Origin of the sequence: Pseudomonas sp. IT-P258 (assembly GCF_949767825.1) — a bacterium.
Taxonomy (GTDB): domain Bacteria; phylum Pseudomonadota; class Gammaproteobacteria; order Pseudomonadales; family Pseudomonadaceae; genus Aquipseudomonas; species Aquipseudomonas monachiensis.
Genome location: NZ_CATKPU010000076.1, coordinates 259949 through 278488 on the forward strand (window position 1 = coordinate 259949; position 18540 = coordinate 278488).

The 18540-nt window shown below is 60.0% G+C and carries 16 protein-coding genes and 4 tRNA genes; 15 read left to right on the forward strand and 5 right to left on the reverse strand.

Features of this window, described 5'->3' with window-relative positions:
- Positions 1-219 precede the first annotated feature (219 nt).
- The 9 genes from ACM6G4_RS23740 (at position 220) to ACM6G4_RS23780 (ending at position 4485) form a co-directional block, all read left to right on the forward strand.
- Positions 220-295, forward strand: a tRNA-Ala gene (locus ACM6G4_RS23740).
- 79 nt (positions 296-374) lie between these two features.
- A tRNA-Glu gene (locus ACM6G4_RS23745) sits at positions 375-450 on the forward strand.
- A 53-nt stretch (positions 451-503) separates the two neighbouring features.
- Positions 504-579: transfer RNA gene (locus tag ACM6G4_RS23750), tRNA-Ala, on the forward strand.
- Between the two features lie 80 nt (positions 580-659).
- Positions 660-735: transfer RNA gene (locus ACM6G4_RS23755), tRNA-Glu, on the forward strand.
- A 186-nt stretch (positions 736-921) separates the two neighbouring features.
- Positions 922-1461: a TetR/AcrR family transcriptional regulator gene (locus tag ACM6G4_RS23760; protein WP_056722152.1), complete on the forward strand. Its 540-nt coding sequence runs from the start codon at positions 922-924 to the stop codon at positions 1459-1461.
- Positions 1462-1490: 29 nt separating this feature from the next.
- On the forward strand, positions 1491-2324 hold the full coding sequence (locus ACM6G4_RS23765; protein WP_056722154.1) for an alpha/beta fold hydrolase: 834 nt from the start codon (positions 1491-1493) through the stop codon (positions 2322-2324).
- 49 nt (positions 2325-2373) lie between these two features.
- Positions 2374-2823: an acyl-CoA thioesterase gene (locus ACM6G4_RS23770; protein WP_056722156.1), complete on the forward strand. Its 450-nt coding sequence runs from the start codon at positions 2374-2376 to the stop codon at positions 2821-2823.
- Between the two features lie 123 nt (positions 2824-2946).
- The gene (locus ACM6G4_RS23775) at positions 2947-3906 is read left to right on the forward strand and encodes a tRNA dihydrouridine synthase (RefSeq protein ID WP_008050845.1); all 960 of its coding nucleotides are present in this window, start codon (positions 2947-2949) and stop codon (positions 3904-3906) included.
- A gap of 132 nt (positions 3907-4038) precedes the next feature.
- On the forward strand, positions 4039-4485 hold the full coding sequence (locus tag ACM6G4_RS23780) for an Hsp20 family protein (RefSeq protein ID WP_056722160.1): 447 nt from the start codon (positions 4039-4041) through the stop codon (positions 4483-4485).
- Between the two features lie 114 nt (positions 4486-4599).
- Here ACM6G4_RS23780 and ACM6G4_RS23785 read toward each other — a convergent pair whose 3' ends face one another.
- The 5 genes from ACM6G4_RS23785 to ACM6G4_RS23805 form a co-directional block, all read right to left on the reverse strand.
- Positions 4600-5214, reverse strand: a complete 615-nt coding sequence (locus ACM6G4_RS23785) for a hypothetical protein (RefSeq protein WP_223542284.1) — start codon at positions 5212-5214, stop codon at positions 4600-4602.
- Complete coding sequence (locus ACM6G4_RS23790) at positions 5211-5822, reverse strand: hypothetical protein (protein WP_223542283.1); 612 nt, start codon at positions 5820-5822, stop codon at positions 5211-5213. Before ACM6G4_RS23790 ends, ACM6G4_RS23785 begins: the two co-directional genes overlap by 4 nt.
- Positions 5819-7282, reverse strand: coding sequence for a PAAR domain-containing protein (locus ACM6G4_RS23795; RefSeq protein ID WP_414914740.1), 1464 nt, complete (start codon positions 7280-7282; stop codon positions 5819-5821). Before ACM6G4_RS23795 ends, ACM6G4_RS23790 begins: the two co-directional genes overlap by 4 nt.
- 293 nt (positions 7283-7575) lie before the next feature.
- Positions 7576-10854, reverse strand: coding sequence for an EAL and GGDEF domain-containing protein (locus ACM6G4_RS23800; RefSeq protein ID WP_414914741.1), 3279 nt, complete (start codon positions 10852-10854; stop codon positions 7576-7578).
- 65 nt (positions 10855-10919) lie between these two features.
- The gene (locus ACM6G4_RS23805; protein ID WP_056722165.1) at positions 10920-11810 is read right to left on the reverse strand and encodes a LysR family transcriptional regulator; all 891 of its coding nucleotides are present in this window, start codon (positions 11808-11810) and stop codon (positions 10920-10922) included.
- Between the two features lie 147 nt (positions 11811-11957).
- Here ACM6G4_RS23805 and leuC point away from each other — a divergent pair, with 147 nt between their 5' ends.
- The 6 genes from leuC to ACM6G4_RS23835 all read left to right on the forward strand — a co-directional run bounded on the left by leuC (position 11958) and on the right by ACM6G4_RS23835 (position 18503).
- Positions 11958-13376: a 3-isopropylmalate dehydratase large subunit gene (leuC, locus tag ACM6G4_RS23810; protein WP_056722167.1), complete on the forward strand. Its 1419-nt coding sequence runs from the start codon at positions 11958-11960 to the stop codon at positions 13374-13376.
- Between the two features lie 11 nt (positions 13377-13387).
- Positions 13388-14032: a 3-isopropylmalate dehydratase small subunit gene (gene leuD / locus ACM6G4_RS23815; RefSeq protein WP_056722170.1), complete on the forward strand. Its 645-nt coding sequence runs from the start codon at positions 13388-13390 to the stop codon at positions 14030-14032.
- Positions 14033-14203: 171 nt separating this feature from the next.
- On the forward strand, positions 14204-14971 hold the full coding sequence (locus ACM6G4_RS23820; protein WP_414914742.1) for a class I SAM-dependent methyltransferase: 768 nt from the start codon (positions 14204-14206) through the stop codon (positions 14969-14971).
- Positions 14972-15022: 51 nt separating this feature from the next.
- Complete coding sequence (gene leuB, locus ACM6G4_RS23825; protein ID WP_056722174.1) at positions 15023-16105, forward strand: 3-isopropylmalate dehydrogenase; 1083 nt, start codon at positions 15023-15025, stop codon at positions 16103-16105.
- A 66-nt stretch (positions 16106-16171) separates the two neighbouring features.
- Positions 16172-17284, forward strand: a complete 1113-nt coding sequence (gene asd / locus ACM6G4_RS23830) for an aspartate-semialdehyde dehydrogenase (RefSeq protein ID WP_007975660.1) — start codon at positions 16172-16174, stop codon at positions 17282-17284.
- 208 nt (positions 17285-17492) lie between these two features.
- Positions 17493-18503 (forward strand): aspartate-semialdehyde dehydrogenase, encoded by a 1011-nt coding sequence (locus ACM6G4_RS23835; protein ID WP_414914743.1) that lies wholly within the window; start codon positions 17493-17495, stop codon positions 18501-18503.
- Positions 18504-18540: the final 37 nt, after the last annotated feature.

Sequence of the window (18540 nt, forward strand, 5' to 3'; positions counted from 1 at the left end):
GATCTTTTGATCTTGCTTTCTGGTTGCTCCGAAAAGATCGCAGGCTTCGCCAGCTCCTACGGGCCTGCGCTCTTTCCCCAAACCCCGGATTTCCGGGGGGAGGGCGGTAAGTGGTTGTTATGTCGGCAAAAAATTTTAATTTTTTTGAAAAATAAGTTTGACAGGCTTTCGATACGCCCTTAAGATTCGCCCCGTCCTCAGCGATGACATCAACGATGAGGGGCTATAGCTCAGCTGGGAGAGCGCTTGCATGGCATGCAAGAGGTCGACGGTTCGATCCCGTCTAGCTCCACCAATTTACACTTCGAGGCCTGGCCACACCGGCCTTGAAGCGATCAACACTCAGCGTTGATCAGTTGTATAGAAGGGTTTGCGTCCCCTTCGTCTAGTGGCCTAGGACACCGCCCTTTCACGGCGGTAACAGGGGTTCGAGTCCCCTAGGGGACGCCAGTTTTACAGAAGCGATGTTGCAAGATGTCGCCCCGCCGCGAGGCGAAAAATCCGGGGCTATAGCTCAGCTGGGAGAGCGCCTGCATGGCATGCAGGAGGTCAGCGGTTCGATCCCGCTTAGCTCCACCAATTTTACAGTTCAAGGTCTGGCCACACCGGCCTTGAATCGATCAGCACTCAGCACTGATCAGTTGTATAGAAGGGTTTGTGTCCCCTTCGTCTAGTGGCCTAGGACACCGCCCTTTCACGGCGGTAACAGGGGTTCGAGTCCCCTAGGGGACGCCACGATTACCCGCTCTGCGGGATTTTATAAGGGTCATTCAATTATTGAATGGCCCTTTTGTTTGTCTGGCGTTTGGCCAAATTCCTCCTTTTCCCAAAAAAACTGTTCTTCAGACCAGCGGTCACACCCATGACTTGCTAAAATTTATTATGAGAATAATATTTCAATCGTAATATTCGGAGGCAACGATGAACGATAAAAAAGCTCAAACCCGCGAGCGCATCCTCAAGGCTGCCAGCGCAGCGCTGATTCAGCGCGGCCCGGCCGAGCCAAGCGTGGGCGAAGTGATGGGCGCGGCGGGCCTGACGGTCGGCGGCTTCTACGCCCACTTCGAAAGCAAGGACGCGATGATGCTCGAGGCGTTCAGGCAATTGCTCGGTCACCGCCGTGACCTGATTGCCGACATGGACTCGGAGTTGACGGGTGAAGAGCGCCGGGCGCTGGTGGCGGCGTTTTATTTGTCGCGCAAGCACCGTGATTCCTCCGAATCGGCCTGTCCGATCCCGGCATCGGTCGGCGAACTGGGGCGGTTGCCGGAAGCATTTCGTGTTGCGCTCAATGAGCATGTGGAGCTGATGGTCGCGCAGTTGGCGGCCAGCCCCGAAGAAACCGAAAAAGCCCTGGCCGACATGGCCTTGATGGTGGGTGGGCTGGCTCTGGCGCGAGCGCTGGGGCCGGGAGAGTTGTCCGATCGATTACTGCGCGCCGCCAAATCGGCAGTGCGCTGACCTGAAGGCTGCGGCCTGAGGAGAATGCGATGAGCGCGTTAAAGTGGGTTCGTGGCGTTAATGGCACCTTGGGCTGGTTTGCCCCGAAACTGGTCGCAAGCAAAATGCGACAGGCGTTCATGACGCCACGGGATCTGCCGCTGCGTGACTGGGAGCTGCCACTGTTGGCCAGGTCCGAGCGAATCACCCTGCGTTTCGGCCTCTCGGCCTTGCGCTGGGGCCAGGGCCCGGCAGTCTTGCTGATGCATGGTTGGGAAGGGCGGCCCACGCAGTTTGCCAGCCTCATCACCGCGCTGGTCGATGCCGGTTACTCGGTCGTGGCTCTCGATGGTCCGGCCCACGGTCGCTCGCCGGGCAGCGAAGCGAATGTGGTGCTGTTCGCCCGCGCCATGCTTGAAGCGGCCGCCGAACTGCCCCCCCTGCAAGCGGTCATCGGCCACTCCATGGGCGGCGCCAGTGCGATGCTCGCGGTCCAGTTGGGCTTGCGCACCGAAACCCTGGTCACCATTGCCGCTCCGGCGCGAATTCTCGGCGTGTTGCGTGGCTTTGCCCGCTATGTCGGGCTGCCACCGAAGGCCCGCTCGGCGTTCATTCGCCAGGTCGAGCAAGACGTTGGCATGCGAGCCGCGATGCTGGATGTCGCGCACTATCAACTCGACATGCCTGGCCTGATTGTCCACGCCGAAGACGACAACTTCGTCCTGGTGAAGGAATCCCAGCTGATTCACGAAGCCTGGTTCGACAGTCGCTTGTTGCGTTTGAAGGACGGTGGTCATCAGCGAGTGTTGGCTGACCCGCAGGTGATTGATGGCGTGTTATCACTGCTGGCCGGGCGCAGTCTGCAATCGCGCCAATCCGCCTGAGCTTCCGTTACACTGCCCCGGTCGAAATTATCTGACCAGGGAGTCGGGCATGGGCTGGGATCGGGAAACGCCGTTCATCATTGATCTGCAAGTGAGCGCCGAGGACATTGACGGGTTGGGGCATGCGAACAACGCGGTCTACGTGACCTGGCTCGAACGCTGTGCCTGGCGCCACTCCCAGCGCCTTGGCCTGGACCTGGTCGAATATCGGCGGCTGGACCGGGCCATGGCGGTGGTGCGACACGAGATCGATTACCTGGCGGCAGCCTATGAGGACGATGAGTTGCAATTGGCGACCTGGATCGTCGATTGGGATCAGCGCCTGAAAATGACCCGGCACTTCCAGTTGATCCGCCCCAGCGACAACACCACGTTATTGCGCGCGCAGACCACGTTTGTCTGCATCGAACTGTCCACCGGCAAACCCAAGCGCATGCCGACTGAATTCATCGAGGGCTATGGCCCGGCGATCCGGGCGCAGGAGTTGGTACAACCCTGACTTTCTGTGGGAGCGGCGGTGCGGCGGTCCGACTTGCTCGCTCCCACAATGGATCTGCGATGTTCTGCAGATTTTCTCTGAACCCAGTAAACTGCCGCACGTTTTTCCTCGAGTGTGTTTTTCATGCAAATTGCTTTGGCGCCCATGGAGGGGTTGGTCGACGACATCCTGCGCGATGTGCTGACCCGCGTGGGTGGTATTGACTGGTGCGTGACCGAGTTCATTCGGGTCAACGACCAGTTGCTGACACCTGCCTATTTCCACAAGTTCGGCCCGGAGTTGCTCAACGGTGCCCGGACGGCCTCCGGTGTGCCGCTGCGTGTGCAACTGCTCGGTTCCGACCCCGTGTGCCTGGCGGAAAATGCCGCGCTGGCCTGCGAGCTGGGTTCCGAAGTGATCGACCTGAACTTCGGTTGCCCGGCCAAGACCGTCAACAAATCCCGTGGTGGCGCGGTATTGCTCAAGGAGCCCGAGCTGCTCAACCAGATCGTCGAGCACGTCCGTCGTGCCGTCCCCGCGCACATTCCAGTCACCGCCAAGATGCGCCTGGGCTTCGACAGCCCGGACGGTTCGCTGGTATGTGCCACGGCCCTGGCCGAAGGCGGCGCCGAGCACATCGTGGTGCATGCGCGGACCAAGGTCGACGGCTACAAGCCGCCAGCGCACTGGGAGTGGATCCCTCGCGTGCAGGACGTGGTCAAGGTGCCGGTGTTCGCCAACGGCGACATCTGGAGCGTCGAAGACTGGCGGCGCTGCCGCGAGATCAGCGGCGTGGAAGACATCATGCTCGGTCGCGGCCTGGTTTCGCGTCCGGATCTCGCCCGGCAGATCGCCGCGGCGCGGGCCGGTGAGGAGGTGGTCGAGATGACCTGGGCCGAGCTGCTGCCGCTGATCCAGGACTTCTGGCTGCAAGCCAAGGCGCAGATGACGCCACGCCAGTCGCCGGGTCGCCTGAAGCAATGGCTGGCGATGCTGACCCGCAATTATCCCGAGGCGGTGGAACTGTTCACCGTGCTGCGTCGTGAGACCGAGCTGGATAACGTCTCGCGTTTGCTGGGGCTGCCGGTGGCAGAGGCGGCCTGAAACTTTTTACAAAAAAAGCAGAAAATAATCTCTTGAAATGCAATCAGCGATCCCTATCTAAGGATTACGCGATGCCGAATTCGGGTCGCGGAGACAAAAAACCTTGCTGATTGTTTTCAGGAGATTTGCATCATGGCTACTACATTATCCCTGGCCCCACTGTTCCGTTCCTCGGTAGGTTTCGACCGTTTCAACGACCTGTTCGAGACCGCCCTGCGCAACGAACCAGGCAGCAGCTATCCACCCTATAACGTGGAGAAACACGGCGACGATCAATACCGCATCGTCATTGCCGCAGCCGGTTTCCAGGAAGAAGATCTGGAACTCGAAGTCGAGAAGGGTGTGCTGACCATCAGTGGCGGTAAACGCGACGCGAACGAAGACGTCACTTATCTGTATCAGGGCATTGCGCAACGTGCCTTCAAACTGTCCTTCCGTCTGGCGGATCACATCGAGATCAAGGCTGCCGGCCTGAGCAACGGTCTTTTGAGCATCGACCTGCTGCGGGTGATTCCGGAAGAGGCGAAAGCCAAGCGCATCCCGATCAACGGCACGCAGAAGAAGGCTCTGCAACACTGAGTCGAGCCCGAAGCCGGGTCGTGTGATTGATCAGGTAGCCGGCCGAAATTAAAAGACCCCGACTTGTCGGGGTCTTTTTTTGACTCAAGTCCAGCCCCATGCACTGCAAAATAATCATTGCACGCCCCGTGATCGGTGGATTCCCAATGTGATGAGGTAGCGTTCCTCGGTGGGACGCTTTTTGTCCCTGAAGCGACTGACCACCAGCATCAGTTGGTACTTGTCACCCGCTCGCCAGTAGGCTGTACCGCCTTTGTTGACATCGCGCAGTTGGGCTCGCCATTGCGGGGTGTCGGCGAACGATGGGAAGTCCTTGACCCGGATGGGTACCCAGCCGGCTTTACGCCATTGCTCTTGCAGATCCAGTATGATCTTGAAGGTGTCGTCGAGTAGTAGTGGCTCGATTTGCGGGGACATGCGGACACTGATGATCTTCTCTTTGTTATAAATAATCGTAAAAAATGTGGCTAGCGGGGTTACAAACCCGTACTCGGGATCCAGGAAAAGCAGACGGGCATCAGTCTTTGGAATGTTGAACGACACCTGTCCGGGAATAGCCGGACCGATGACAGCACTAGAGCGCTGGCGCATAAGCTCGTAAGGCTCGCCAATGAGTAGGGCGATTTCCGGCTCATCCGACAGGACTTGAATCGCCGCTGCTGTCAGGAGAGCCGCGACTGCGAGCACCACGACACCACGTCGCCACCCCACGCGATGCATCAAACTCATCGCACGCCCCGTGACTTACTAAGCTCCAGCGTGATGAGATAACGCTCTTCTGTGGGGCGTTTTTTATCCTTAAAGCGATTAACCACCAGCATCACTTGATACTTGTCGCTTGCAAGCCAGTAGGCAGTGCCGCCTTTGTTGACGTCCCGCAGTTGGGCGCGCCATTGGGGCGTATCGGCGAACGATGGAAACTCCCTGACCCGATTCGGCGTCCAGCCACCCTTGCGCCATTGCTCCTGCAGGTCCAGCACGACCTTGAGCGTATCGTCTAGCAGCAGGGGCTCGACTTGCGGAGACATATGGACAACATTGACTGACTCATCACCTTTGAAGCTAATGGTGAAGTAGCGCGCTAGTGGAGTTATAAAGCCATATTGAGGGTCAGCAAGACGAAGGCGAGCATCCGACTTTGGCAATCTACCCCAGAAATGCCCAGGGATGGCTGGATCAATGGCCGCACTGGAGCGTTCTCTCATGGTTTCCCAAGGCTCACCAATCACCAGTGCGATTTCCGGTTCACTTGCGCAAGCACGGAGAACTACGACTGCCAGGAGCGCGACAATAATCAACCAGGCTCGTTGCCAGCCTGTACGTCGAAGCCGGCTCATCTCACGCCTAGTCCAGCGGCGATATCCTTAATCGCTTGCTCTATTTGATGGCGATTGCTGCCCTTTAAAAGCTTGTCAAACTGCGCCGCAGCCCTGAGTACGAATGGCATGCGCTGACGAATGTCGGACAGATCCGCAACGGGGTTGTTGCCAAACCCAATAGTGCGTCCGTCATCAATGCGGCGGCACTGACTGGCCAGGGTTAGTTCAACGGCCTCAGCAGCACCGGACGGGATACCGATGACGTAAGAAAAATGGTTACCGAGCAGCAACGAATTGAGCCGCCAGTCGCTATACATCGCGGGTTGCAAGATATTTTTCTGTTCGTGCCAAGCCAGGTGCTCAACGCTTTCGGCGATGTTGCCAGCCTCTATGGCCTCGAAGGCTTGCAGGATTTCATCGTGTTCAGTCCCGAACTTCAGCGTTTCCTGTCCGACCGGCCACAGTACCGGATGCTCACCAGTGCCATAGATGTTCTTCCGTGAAGCCAGACAAGCCTTCAACGCCTCCAACCCCCGCTCCGCATAAAACACATGCAACGGATACACATCCAGGAACAGCGTGGTATTGCCCATGGCCAGCATCTCGTGCACGAACCGGTACATCCGTTGCGCGAGGGGCAACGCACTGTCGACACCCCAATGGGTGAAGCCCCACACCGGGTTGTCGCGGTTGGCCTGTTCGTAGTCGCGCTGGCGCTGTTCAAACTCCCGAATCGTCGCCCGCTTTTCCCGCTCGCTGGGGCTGAGCAAACCCACCAGCCCTTGCCTGGCGCTGTCCCTCAACTGCTGCATCGTCTCTTCTTCAGTCTGCATCTTGTCGATCGACTCCGCCGCGTGCAGCAGGCCGCAGCCCACCTGCTTGGAGGCAAAGGCCGCCAGCCCCGCCCACTGGAAGCGCTGATCATGACGCCACAACTGCGCGTACGCTGCGTTGATTGCCTTGTTGCGCGCTTTCGGGTCGGTGATCAGCCTGCCACCCGGCGCCACGACGTTTTCGACCCGTTGCTGGTAGCCGCGCCAGAGGTTCTCGCAGGCCGTTCCCGGCCGTTCGCTGAAGGTCGGCGTGGCAGTCTTCGCTGCCGAAGCAGGCCCGGACTGGCGAGGCGCGACCGGATTGGCAGGGGCAGGAGGAGTCGCGGGTTGAGGGACGGCCCTGGCTGTGGGGGGCGCTGGAGTAGCCTGAGAGATATAGCTGGTTATCGTAATCGAATGCTGCAGCGTGGCTTTGCAGGGACAACTGCTGACACTGTCCAACGTGCCGGCTACGGGCCTGCCGTGACTATCAATGAACGAGACACCACCCTGGATTTGAAAGAATTCGCTGCTCTTGCCGCAAGACACCCGGTCCCCTTCGCGGGCATGGGCGAAGCCAAACATCGTGATGCGGGTATCGCCCTCCAGCACCTCGCCGCCGCAGCTGGTCTTATCGCCCTTGCGAATGAAATATCCCTTGGCCATTGCATCAACTCCTGTTTTTTCGCGACTTGAGCGAGCCGCTCCAAAGGGCCCGCCAGCAAGCACATGGTGCCGGCTCCCGAGTGAAAATCGAGGCATGGCAACGTGCGGCGCACAGGGTCAGCGCCGGAGAAATAAACGTAAATAGGATGTTTCCGAGATGCGTGTAGGAAATGGGGATGAATGGCTTTTTTCAACGGTCGTACGACGATTAGGGTGATGGAGCCGCGTTTTTCCAATCAGCCCGCGTCATCGTTAGCGTGCATCGCAAGCAAGCTCGCTCCTACAAGGGGGTGTTATTTCAATAGTTTTTTAAACTCCTCCACCGGCAACGGCTGGCTGTGCAAATACCCCTGATAGAAATGGCACTCCAGCCCCTGCAGGAACTCTAGCTGCTCCGCTGTTTCCACCCCTTCGGCAATTACTTTCAAATCCAGGCTGCGGGCCATGGCGACGATGGCGCGGATGATCTCGGCGTCGTTCGGGTCGCTGGTGGCGTCGCGGATGAACGACTTGTCGATTTTCAGGGTGTCGACCGGCAAGCGCTTGAGGTAGGTCAGTGAGGAGTAGCCGGTGCCGAAGTCGTCCATGGCGAAGCTCACGCCGAGTTTTTTCAGGCGACGCATTTTGTTGATGGTGTCTTCCAGGTTCTGGATCACGATGCCTTCGGTGATTTCCAGCTTCAACAGGGAGCAGGGCAGGCCGTAGCTGGCCAGGCTGTTTTCAATTCGTTCGACGAAGTCGTTCTGGCGGAACTGGCGCGGGCTGATGTTCACGCACAGGCTGAATTTGTACGGATTCACCAGACCGTTGTCGATCAATTGCTTGAAGGCCTGGCAGGCTTCGTCGAGGATCCAGTTGCCGACTTCCAGAATCAGCCCGCTGTCTTCCAGCACCTTGATGAACTCGTTGGGTGACTGCGCGCCGAGCTCCGGATGACTCCAGCGCACCAGCGCCTCGGCACCGACGATGCGGTCGCCCCGGGCGTCGACCTGGGGTTGGTAATGCACGCGAAACTCGCCCCGGGAAAGCGCCAGGCGCAGGTCGGTTTCCATGCGCAGGCGTTCGCTCGCGGCCTTCTGCATGGTGTTGTGGTACATCTGCGCGGTATTGCGCCCCGAGTCCTTGGCGCGATAGAGCGCGATGTCGGCGCGCTTGAGCAGGTCGGTCGGGGTCGAGCCGTGATCGGGGATCAGGGCAATGCCGATGCTGGGCGTCACTTGCAGGCGCTGGCCGTCGAGGAACATCGGCTCGGACAGCAGCTCGCGGATGGTGTCGGCCACTTCGCGAACCTGATCGCTGACCTCGCTGCGCGAGCCTTCGAGGCCGCTGAGCAGGACCACGAATTCGTCACCGCCCAGGCGCGCAACGGTGTCCTCCATGCGCACGCTGGCCTCCAGGCGCGCGGTGATGATTTTCAGCACCGTATCGCCCACCGGGTGCCCGAGGGAGTCGTTGATGTGCTTGAAATGGTCGAGGTCGAGGAACATCAGTGCGCCGCGCAGGTTATGCCGTTTGAGCAGGGCGATCTGCTGGCTCAGGCGGTCCATCAGCAAGGCGCGGTTGGGCAGGTTGGTCAGTGGGTCGTGGTAGGCCAGGTGGCGGATCTGCGCTTCGGCGTTTTTCAACAGGCTGACGTCTCGCGCGGTCAGCAGCAGGCAGGCGGTCTCATTGAGGGTGATCGGTTCCACCGAGACTTCGACGGTGAGCAGTTCGCCGCGCTTGTTGCGCCCGAGCATTTCCTGGTGATGAACCCGGCCCTTGATCTGCAATTCGGCCAGCAGCGCCGAGCGTTGTTTTTCTTCGGCCCAAATTCCGACCTGATACACCGTGCGGCCCACCACTTCCTCGGCGCGGTAGCCGGTCAGGCGGCAGAAGCCGTCGTTGACCTCCAGATAGCGCCCGGTGTCGCGCTCGGTGATGGTGATGGCGTCGGGGCTGGAGTGGAAGGCCTTGGCGAATTTCTCTTCACTGGCCTTGAGCGCCGCTTCCGAGCGCTGTTGCTGGGTGATGTCGCGCAGCGTGGTGACGATGCAGGGCTGGTCGCCGACGCTGATCTGGCGGCTGGAAATCACGCAAGTCAGGGCCTGTCCGTCCTTGTGCTGGACCAGAATGGCCACGTTGTTCAGGCCTTGTTCGCGGATCACTTGTTCGATCCGTCGCAGGCTTTTCGCCGAAGCGTCCCACAGGCCGATTTCGTCGGCGCTGCGGCCGATCACATCGGCGGTGCTCCAGCCGAAGGTCTGGGTGAAGCTGGAGTTGATCTCAATGAACTGGCCGGAATCCTGGTGGGTGACGCAGATCGGATCGGGGCTGACCTGGAACAGCGTGGCGAATTTTTCTTCGGAGGCCACCAGCCGTTGTTCACGCTCCACTTGGTCGGTGATGTCGAGCAATGTGCCCGCCATGCGCACCGGCACGCCGCTGTCATCACGGTAGAGGCGGGCACGGCTTTCCAGGTAGCGCGAACTGCCGTCGGGCAATTGCACGCGGTAGGTCAATTGATAGTTGCCGGCCGGGCCTTCACGCAGGCTGCGGTAAGCGTCGCGCATGGTGTCGCGTTCTTCGCCGGGCACGCCTTCGAAGAACTCGTCGAAGGACTCGTGGAAAGGTTTGGCGTCCAGGCCGTGCAGTTGGGCGGCCCGTGCCGATCCGTAGAGCATGCCGCTGGGAATGTGCCAGTCCCAGGTGCCCAGTTGCGCCGAGTCCAGGGCCAGGTCGAGGCGTTCCTGGCTGTCCTTGAGGGCTTGTTCGGCGACTTTGCGTTCGGTGGTGTCAAGGAAAGTGCTCAGTAGATAGGGCTGGCCTTCGAGCTCGACCTTTTGCGCACTGAGGATGCCGTCGTGGATCAGGCCATTGCTGGCGCGAAACTGCACTTCCATGCTGACCAGGTCGCCTTTGGCTTTGGTGGCCTTGACCAGTTCGTCCCGTTGCTCGGGGTGTACCCACAGGCCCAGCTCCAGGGTGGTGCGGCCGATTGCATTCTGTACCGGCCAGCCGAACAGGCTTTCGAAATACTGGTTGGCTTCGGTGATCAGGCCGTCTTCCTGGCGGGTCAGCAGGACCATGTTCGGGCACAGGTGGAACAGGGTGGCGAAGCGTTTTTCCGAGCTGCTCAACGCCTGTTCGCGCTGGCGCTGGTGGGTAATCTCGCGGATCACACCGATCATCCGTGGCCGGCCGTGCTTGTCGGGCAACAGGCTGCCGCTGATTTCCAGCCAGTGCAGGCTGCCATCGGGCCAGCGGATGCGGTGGTGCATCATTTGCTCCAGCGGCGCGCCAGCGATGACCGCGTGGAACGCGCGAACGGTTTTCGCGCGATCTTCCGGGGGCAGCAGGTCGAGGTATTCCAGATCCGCTGGCAACGGTTTGCGGGGGTCGAAGCCAAACAACGCCTGCGTACCCCGGGACCAGCTGATCTGCCCGCGCTCGATATCCCAATACCAGGCACCCAGGCGCGCGCCGTTGAGCGCGGCCAACAGTTGCGAGGCACTTTCCCAGCTCTGTTCGGAGTTTTTCGGGTCAAGTGCCTGTATACGCGGCATAGGCGGAATACGATCAACAGATTTGGGCATTGGCAAGCCTTAGGCTGAATGGGCGTTTGGCACGGGAATTCGCGGCTCTATAGGAGTAGCACAACTTAGCCTTGAGTCCCTGGCGGATCGAGTTGAGCATCCAGCAGCGCCATGAAGGCCCGCGCGGCGTTCGACAGTGTCCTTTCCGTGTGCAGGATATAGCCTAGCTGGCGAGTGAGTTGTATGCCCGGCAAAGGTATGCGCGCCACCTGCTCATCGAGCATGGTGCGCGGCAAAACGCTCCAGGCCAGGCCGATCGAGACCATCATCTTGATGGTTTCCAGGTAATTGGTACTCATGGCGATGTTGGGCGTCAGGCCCTGGGCTTCAAACAGCCGCTGCACAATGTGGTGGGTGAAGGTGTTGCCGCCGGGGAAGACAGCCGGGTGTCGGGCGATGTCCGCCAGGCTGACCTTGCCGTTATTGAGCAACGAATGCTCCGGGGCAACCACGAAATCCAGCGGGTCGTCCCACACCGGGGTGGCCTGGACCAGTGCATGGGGTTCCGGTGCCAGGGTAATGACCGCCAGTTCGGCGCGGCCATGGAGAATTTCCTCGTAGGCCACTTCCGAATCGAGGAACTGAATATCCAGCGCCACCTGTGGGTAGCGTCGGGTGAACTCCCTTAATAAGGGCGGCAAACGGTGCAGGCCGATGTGGTGACTGGTGGCCAGGGTCAGACGGCCGGTCACTTCGCCCGTGAGGTTGGTCAGGGCACGGCGCGTATCATCGAGGACATTGAGAATCTGGTAGGCCCGCGGCAGCAGGGCGCGCCCGGCCTCGGTCAGGCTCACTTCACGCCCCAAACGATCGAACAGGCGCACCTTCAATTGCTGCTCCAGCCCGGCGATGCGTTTGCTGATCGCAGGCTGGGTCAGGTGCAGTCGTTCGCCGGCGCCGGAGAAGCTTCCGGTCTCGGCGATGGCAATAAAAGCATTGAGGTTGGCCAGGTCCATGGTTGTATTCCACTTGGTTATCCAAAGCATAAAAAATATGAATTTGAGTTATTTAATGTAACCCCATAGGATCAGCCTCACAAGCCAAAGGGTTATTGAGCATTTCAAGACCCGGGGCATAGAAACAAGCTGATGAGGAACCGTCTGATGGCCGGCAAAACGCTCTACGACAAGCTCTGGGATTCGCATTTGGTCAAGCAGCGCGACGATGGCTCCGCGCTGATCTACATCGATCGTCACATCATCCACGAAGTGACCTCGCCGCAAGCCTTCGAAGGCCTGCGTTTGGCCGGGCGCAAGCCATGGCGCATCGATGCCAACATCGCGACCCCGGACCACAACGTACCGACCACGCCGGAGCGCAAGGGCGGCATCGACGCCATCGTTGACCAGGTCTCGCGCCTGCAAGTCCAGACCCTCGACGACAACTGCGATGAATACGGCATCGTCGAGTTCAAGATGAACGACGTTCGCCAGGGCATCGTCCACGTCATCGGCCCGGAGCAGGGCGCGACCTTGCCGGGCATGACCGTGGTCTGCGGCGACTCCCACACCTCGACCCACGGCGCGTTCGGCGCATTGGCTCACGGTATCGGCACCTCCGAGGTCGAGCATGTGCTCGCCACCCAGTGCCTGGTCGCCAAGAAAATGAAGAACATGCGGGTAGTGGTCGAAGGCCAATTGCCGTTCGGCGTGACCGCCAAGGACATCGTGCTCGCCGTGATCGGCAAGATCGGCACCGCCGGCGGTAACGGCCATGCCATCGAATTCGCCGGCAGCGCGATTCGCGACCTGTCCGTTGAAGGCCGCATGACCATCTGCAACATGTCCATCGAAGCCGGCGCTCGCGTAGGCCTGGTGGCTGCGGACGAAAAGACCGTGGCTTACGTCAAGGGCCGTCCATTTGCTCCGAAAGGCGCGGAATGGGAACTGGCCGTTGAAGCCTGGAAAGACTTGGTGTCCGATGCCGATGCGGTGTTCGACACCGTGGTTGAGCTCGATGCGACCCAGATCAAGCCGCAAGTCAGCTGGGGCACCTCGCCTGAGATGGTGTTGGCGGTGGACCAGAACGTGCCGGATCCTGCGAAGGAAATGGACCTGGTCAAGCGCGGTTCCATCGAGCGCGCCTTGAAGTACATGGGTTTGACCGCCAACCAGGCGATCACCGACATTCAGCTCGACCGCGTGTTCATCGGTTCGTGCACCAACTCGCGGATCGAAGACCTGCGTGCCGCGGCGGTGATCGCCAAGGGCCGCAAAGTGGCCTCGACCATCAAGCAGGCCATCGTCGTGCCGGGCTCGGGTCTGGTCAAAGCCCAGGCGGAGTCGGAAGGCCTGGACAAGATTTTCCTCGAAGCCGGTTTCGAATGGCGCGAGCCGGGTTGCTCGATGTGCCTGGCGATGAACCCGGACCGTTTGGAGTCCGGCGAGCATTGCGCCTCGACCTCCAACCGTAACTTCGAAGGCCGTCAGGGCGCCGGTGGTCGTACCCACCTCGTCAGCCCGGCCATGGCCGCGGCCGCCGCTGTGAACGGTCGTTTCATCGACGTCCGTGAATTGATCTAAAGGAGCGCAGCATGAAAGCTTTTACCCAGCACACTGGTCTTGTCGCGCCTTTGGATCGTGCCAACGTCGACACCGACCAGATCATCCCGAAGCAGTTCTTGAAGTCGATCAAGCGCACGGGCTTTGGCCCGAACCTGTTCGATGAATGGCGCTACCTGGATGTGGGCCAACCTTACCAGGACAACTCCAAGCGTCCGCTGAACAAGGACTTCGTCCTCAACGCCGAACGTTACCAGGGCGCCAGCGTGTTGCTGGCCCGTGAGAACTTCGGTTGCGGCTCCAGCCGCGAGCACGCGCCGTGGGCCCTGGAAGAGTACGGTTTCCGCAGCATTATCGCGCCGAGCTATGCCGACATCTTCTTCAACAACAGCTTCAAGAACGGCTTGCTGCCGATCATCTTGAGCGATGCCGAAGTCGATGAACTGTTCCAGCAGGTCGAGGCCAATCCGGGCTACCAGTTGCAGGTCGACCTGCAAGCCCAGACCGTGACCCGCCCTGACGGCAAGGTGTTGAGCTTCGAAATCGATGCGTTCCGCAAACACTGCCTGCTCAACGGCCTGGACGATATCGGCCTGACCTTGCAGGACGGCGATGCGATTGCGACGTTTGAAGCCAGGCATCGTGCGAGCCAGCCTTGGTTGTTTCGCGACGCTTGATTGATCTGATATTTCGGTAGGTAGGGCCGGCCTCTTCGTCGGATCGCCGCCCGGAGCAAGCCCGCTCCCACATTGGATTTGTGGCGTATACAAAACCCCTGTGGGAGCGGGCTTGCTCGCGAAGACGGTAGCTCAGACGACATAAGGCTAAACCCCAAAAAGGAAGTCCCCATGACCAGCACCGCCCGACACACCCAGGTAGTCCAGAAGCAATTCGGTGAACAGGCCTCGGCCTACCTGAGCAGCGCCGTACACGCTCAAGGCACTGAATTCGCGCTGCTACAGGCCGAGCTGGCGGGGCAGGGCGATGCCCGGGTCCTGGACCTTGGGTGCGGTGCCGGTCACGTGAGTTTTCACGTAGCCTCATTGGTGAAAGAAGTGGTGGCCTACGACCTGTCCCGGCAGATGCTCGACGTGGTGACCGCTGCCGCTGTCGACCGTGGCTTGAGCAACGTGACCACGGTCAATGGTGCCGCTGAGCGCCTGCCGTTTGCCGATGGCGAATTCGATTTCGTCTTCAGCCGCTATTCGGCGCACCATTGGAGTGATCTGGGCGTGGCCCTGCGTGAGGTCCGTCGAGTCCTGAAGCCGGGCGGCGTGGCGGCGTTCGTCGACGTGTTGTCACCAGGTAGCCCGCTGTTCGACACGTACCTGCAAAGCGTCGAAGTGCTGCGCGACACCAGTCATGTGCGCGATTATTCCGCCGGCGAGTGGTTGCGCCAGGTCAGCGAGGCGGGGCTGCACACCCGCAGTACCACTCGTCAGCGCCTGCGCCTGGAGTACAACAGCTGGGTCGAGCGTATGCGCACGCCTGAAGTGATGCGCGCGGCGATCCGCGAGTTGCAGCAGTCGATGGGCAATGAAGTACGCGAATATTTCGAGATTGAGGCCGATGGTTCGTTCAGTACCGATGTACTGGTACTGATGGCTGAACGATAGAATTTTTCCGGGTGCGTCCATGGGCGCACCGACTGATGACATGAGGAAAGCATGAGCAAGCAGATTCTGATTCTCCCAGGTGACGGTATTGGCCCGGAAATCATGGCCGAAGCGGTCAAGGTGCTGGAATTGGCCAGCGACAAGTTCGCCCTGGGTTTCGAGCTCAGTCATGACGTGATCGGCGGCGCAGCCATCGACAAGCATGGCGTGCCCTTGGCCGACGAAACCCTGGAACGTGCCCGCGCGGCTGACGCCGTATTGCTGGGCGCCGTTGGCGGTCCGAAATGGGATGCGATTGAGCGTGATATCCGCCCTGAGCGCGGCCTGCTGAAGATCCGTGCGCAACTGGGCCTGTTCGGCAACCTGCGTCCGGCGATCCTGTACCCGCAATTGGCCGAGGCTTCCAGCCTGAAGCCGGAAATCGTTTCCGGGCTGGACATCCTGATCGTTCGCGAATTGACCGGCGGCATCTACTTCGGTGCGCCACGCGGTACCCGTACCCTGGAAAACGGCGAGCGTCAGTCCTATGACACCCTGCCGTACAGCGAAAGCGAAATCCGCCGCATCGCCCGTGTCGGTTTCGACATGGCCATGGTCCGTGGCAAGAAGCTGTGCTCGGTGGACAAGGCCAATGTACTGGCCTCCAGCCAACTGTGGCGTGAAGTGGTCGAACAAGTGGCCAAGGATTATCCTGAAGTCGAACTGAGCCACATGTACGTCGACAACGCCGCGATGCAGCTGGTGCGCGCGCCGAAGCAGTTTGACGTGATCGTCACCGACAACATGTTTGGCGACATCCTGTCCGACCAGGCTTCGATGCTCACCGGTTCCATCGGCATGCTGCCGTCGGCGTCCCTGGACACCAACAACAAGGGCATGTACGAGCCGTGCCACGGTTCGGCGCCGGACATCGCGGGCAAGGGCATTGCCAACCCGTTGGCGACCATTTTGTCGGTGTCGATGATGTTGCGTTACAGCTTCAACCAGCAGGCCGCGGCCGATGCCATCGAGAAAGCCGTCAGCCTGGTGCTGGATCAGGGCTTGCGCACCGGTGACATCTGGTCGGCCGGTTGCACTAAAGTCGGTACGCAGGAAATGGGTGACGCAGTAGTCGCCGCGCTGCGGAATCTGTAATCTCTCGGGCCCGCTGCCAAATTCAAGACAAGGTAGCGGTCCACATTTCAAGAAGGTGTAGTTGCGATGAAACGTGTAGGTCTGATCGGTTGGCGCGGCATGGTCGGTTCCGTGCTCATGCAGCGGATGCTGGAAGAGCAGGATTTCGATCTTATCGAGCCGGTGTTTTTCACCACTTCCAATGTCGGTGGCCAAGGCCCGTCCGTGGGCAAGGACATTGCTCCGCTCAAGGACGCTTACAGCATTGAAGAGCTGAAAACCCTCGACGTGATTCTGACCTGCCAGGGTGGCGACTACACCAGCGAAGTCTTCCCCAAGCTGCGTGAAGCCGGCTGGCAGGGTTACTGGATCGATGCCGCTTCCAGCCTGCGCATGCAGGATGACGCGGTGATCGTTCTGGATCCGGTGAACCGCAAGGTCATCGACCAGCAGCTGGATGCGGGCACCAAGAACTACATCGGCGGCAACTGCACCGTCAGCCTGATGCTGATGGGCCTTGGTGGCCTGTTCGAGGCTGGCCTGGTGGAGTGGATGAGCGCCATGACCTATCAGGCGGCATCCGGTGCCGGCGCGCAGAACATGCGTGAACTGATCAAGCAAATGGGCGCGACCCACGCCGCTGTTGCCGATCAACTGGCCGATCCGGCCAGCGCGATCCTCGACATCGACCGTCGTGTGGCTGAAGCCATGCGCAGCGACGCGTACCCGACTGAAAACTTCGGTGTACCGCTGGCCGGCAGCCTGATCCCATGGATCGACAAGGAACTGCCGAACGGTCAGAGCCGCGAAGAGTGGAAGGCCCAGGCCGAGACCAACAAGATCCTCGGTCGCTTCAAGAGCCCGATCCCGGTCGATGGCATCTGCGTGCGCATCGGCGCCATGCGCTGCCACAGCCAGGCGCTGACCATCAAGTTGAACAAAGACGTACCGATCGCTGATATCGAAGGACTGATCAGCCAGCACAACCCTTGGGTCAAGCTGGTGCCGAACAGCCGCGAAACCAGCATTCAGGAGCTGAGCCCGAACAAGGTCACCGGCACCCTGAACATCCCGGTTGGCCGTCTGCGCAAGCTGAACATGGGTTCGCAATTTGTCGGCGCGTTCACCGTCGGCGACCAGTTGCTGTGGGGCGCGGCCGAACCGCTGCGCCGCATGCTGCGGATCCTGCTCGAGCGTTGATCGTTTGATGCAATGAAAGAACCCGCGCCTTGAAAGAGGTGCGGGTTTTTTTATTGGCCGTTAAAAGATCGCAGCCTTCGGCAGCTCCTACAGGTGCTCGCATTCCTTTGTAGGAGCTGCCGAAGGCTGCGATCTTTTGTTCTAAATTGCCGAACCGCCAACCACCCGGTAAAGTGCCGCTCCCCCCGTTTCGCCAGAGGTAAAACCCATGAGCCAGACCATTGATATTGCCGTGATCGGCGCCACCGGTACTGTCGGCGAAACACTCGTGCAGATTCTCGAAGAGCGCGATTTCCCGATCGGCACCCTGCACCTGTTGGCCAGCAGCGAATCGGCCGGCAGTTCGGTACCGTTTCGCGGCAAGAACGTGCGGGTACGGGAAGTCGATGAGTTCGACTTCAGCAAGGTGCAATTAGCATTCTTTGCCGCCGGCCCGGCGGTTTCGTTGAGTTTCGCTTCCCGCGCCAGCGATGCCGGTTGCTCGGTGATCGATCTCTCCGGTGCCTTGCCGGCCGAAAAGGCGCCGCAGGTCGTGCCAGAGGCCAACGCCCAGGTGTTGGCCGGTTTGAAAAAGCCCTTTCAGGTCAGCAGCCCAAGCCCGTCGGCCACCACGCTGGCAGTGGTGCTCGCGCCACTGATGGATTTGCTCGATTTGCAGCGCATCAGCCTGACCGCGAGCCTTGCGGTATCGGCCCAGGGCCGTGAAGCCGTGAGCGAGCTCGCCCGGCAGACCGCTGAACTGCTGAATGTGCGGCCGCTGGAGCCGAAATTCTTTGATCGGCAGATGGCCTTCAACCTGTTGGCCCAGGTCGGCAAGCCGGATGAGCAAGGTCATACGTTGCTGGAAAAACGCCTGGTACGTGAGCTGCGTCAGGTCATGGCGCAGCCTTCATTGAAGATTTCCGTCACTTGCATTCAAGCCCCGGTGTTTTTTGGCGATAGCTATAGCGTGACCCTGCAGTCCGCGAGTGAAATCGACCTGGGGAAAGTCAATGCGGCCCTGGAAGATGCGCCCGGCATCGAGCTGGTGGAAGCCGGCGATTACCCGACCCCGGTGGGCGATGCAGTAGGGCAGGATGTGGTCTACGTTGGTCGGGTTCGTCATGGTATTGACGACACGTCGGAACTTAATCTGTGGCTGACGTCAGATAACGTACGCAAAGGCGCGGCGCTCAACGCTGTGCAGCTGGCCGAGTTGTTGATTAAAGACCTGCTGTAAAAGATACTTTGCAACAATTTGTCGAATGATTCCCCGC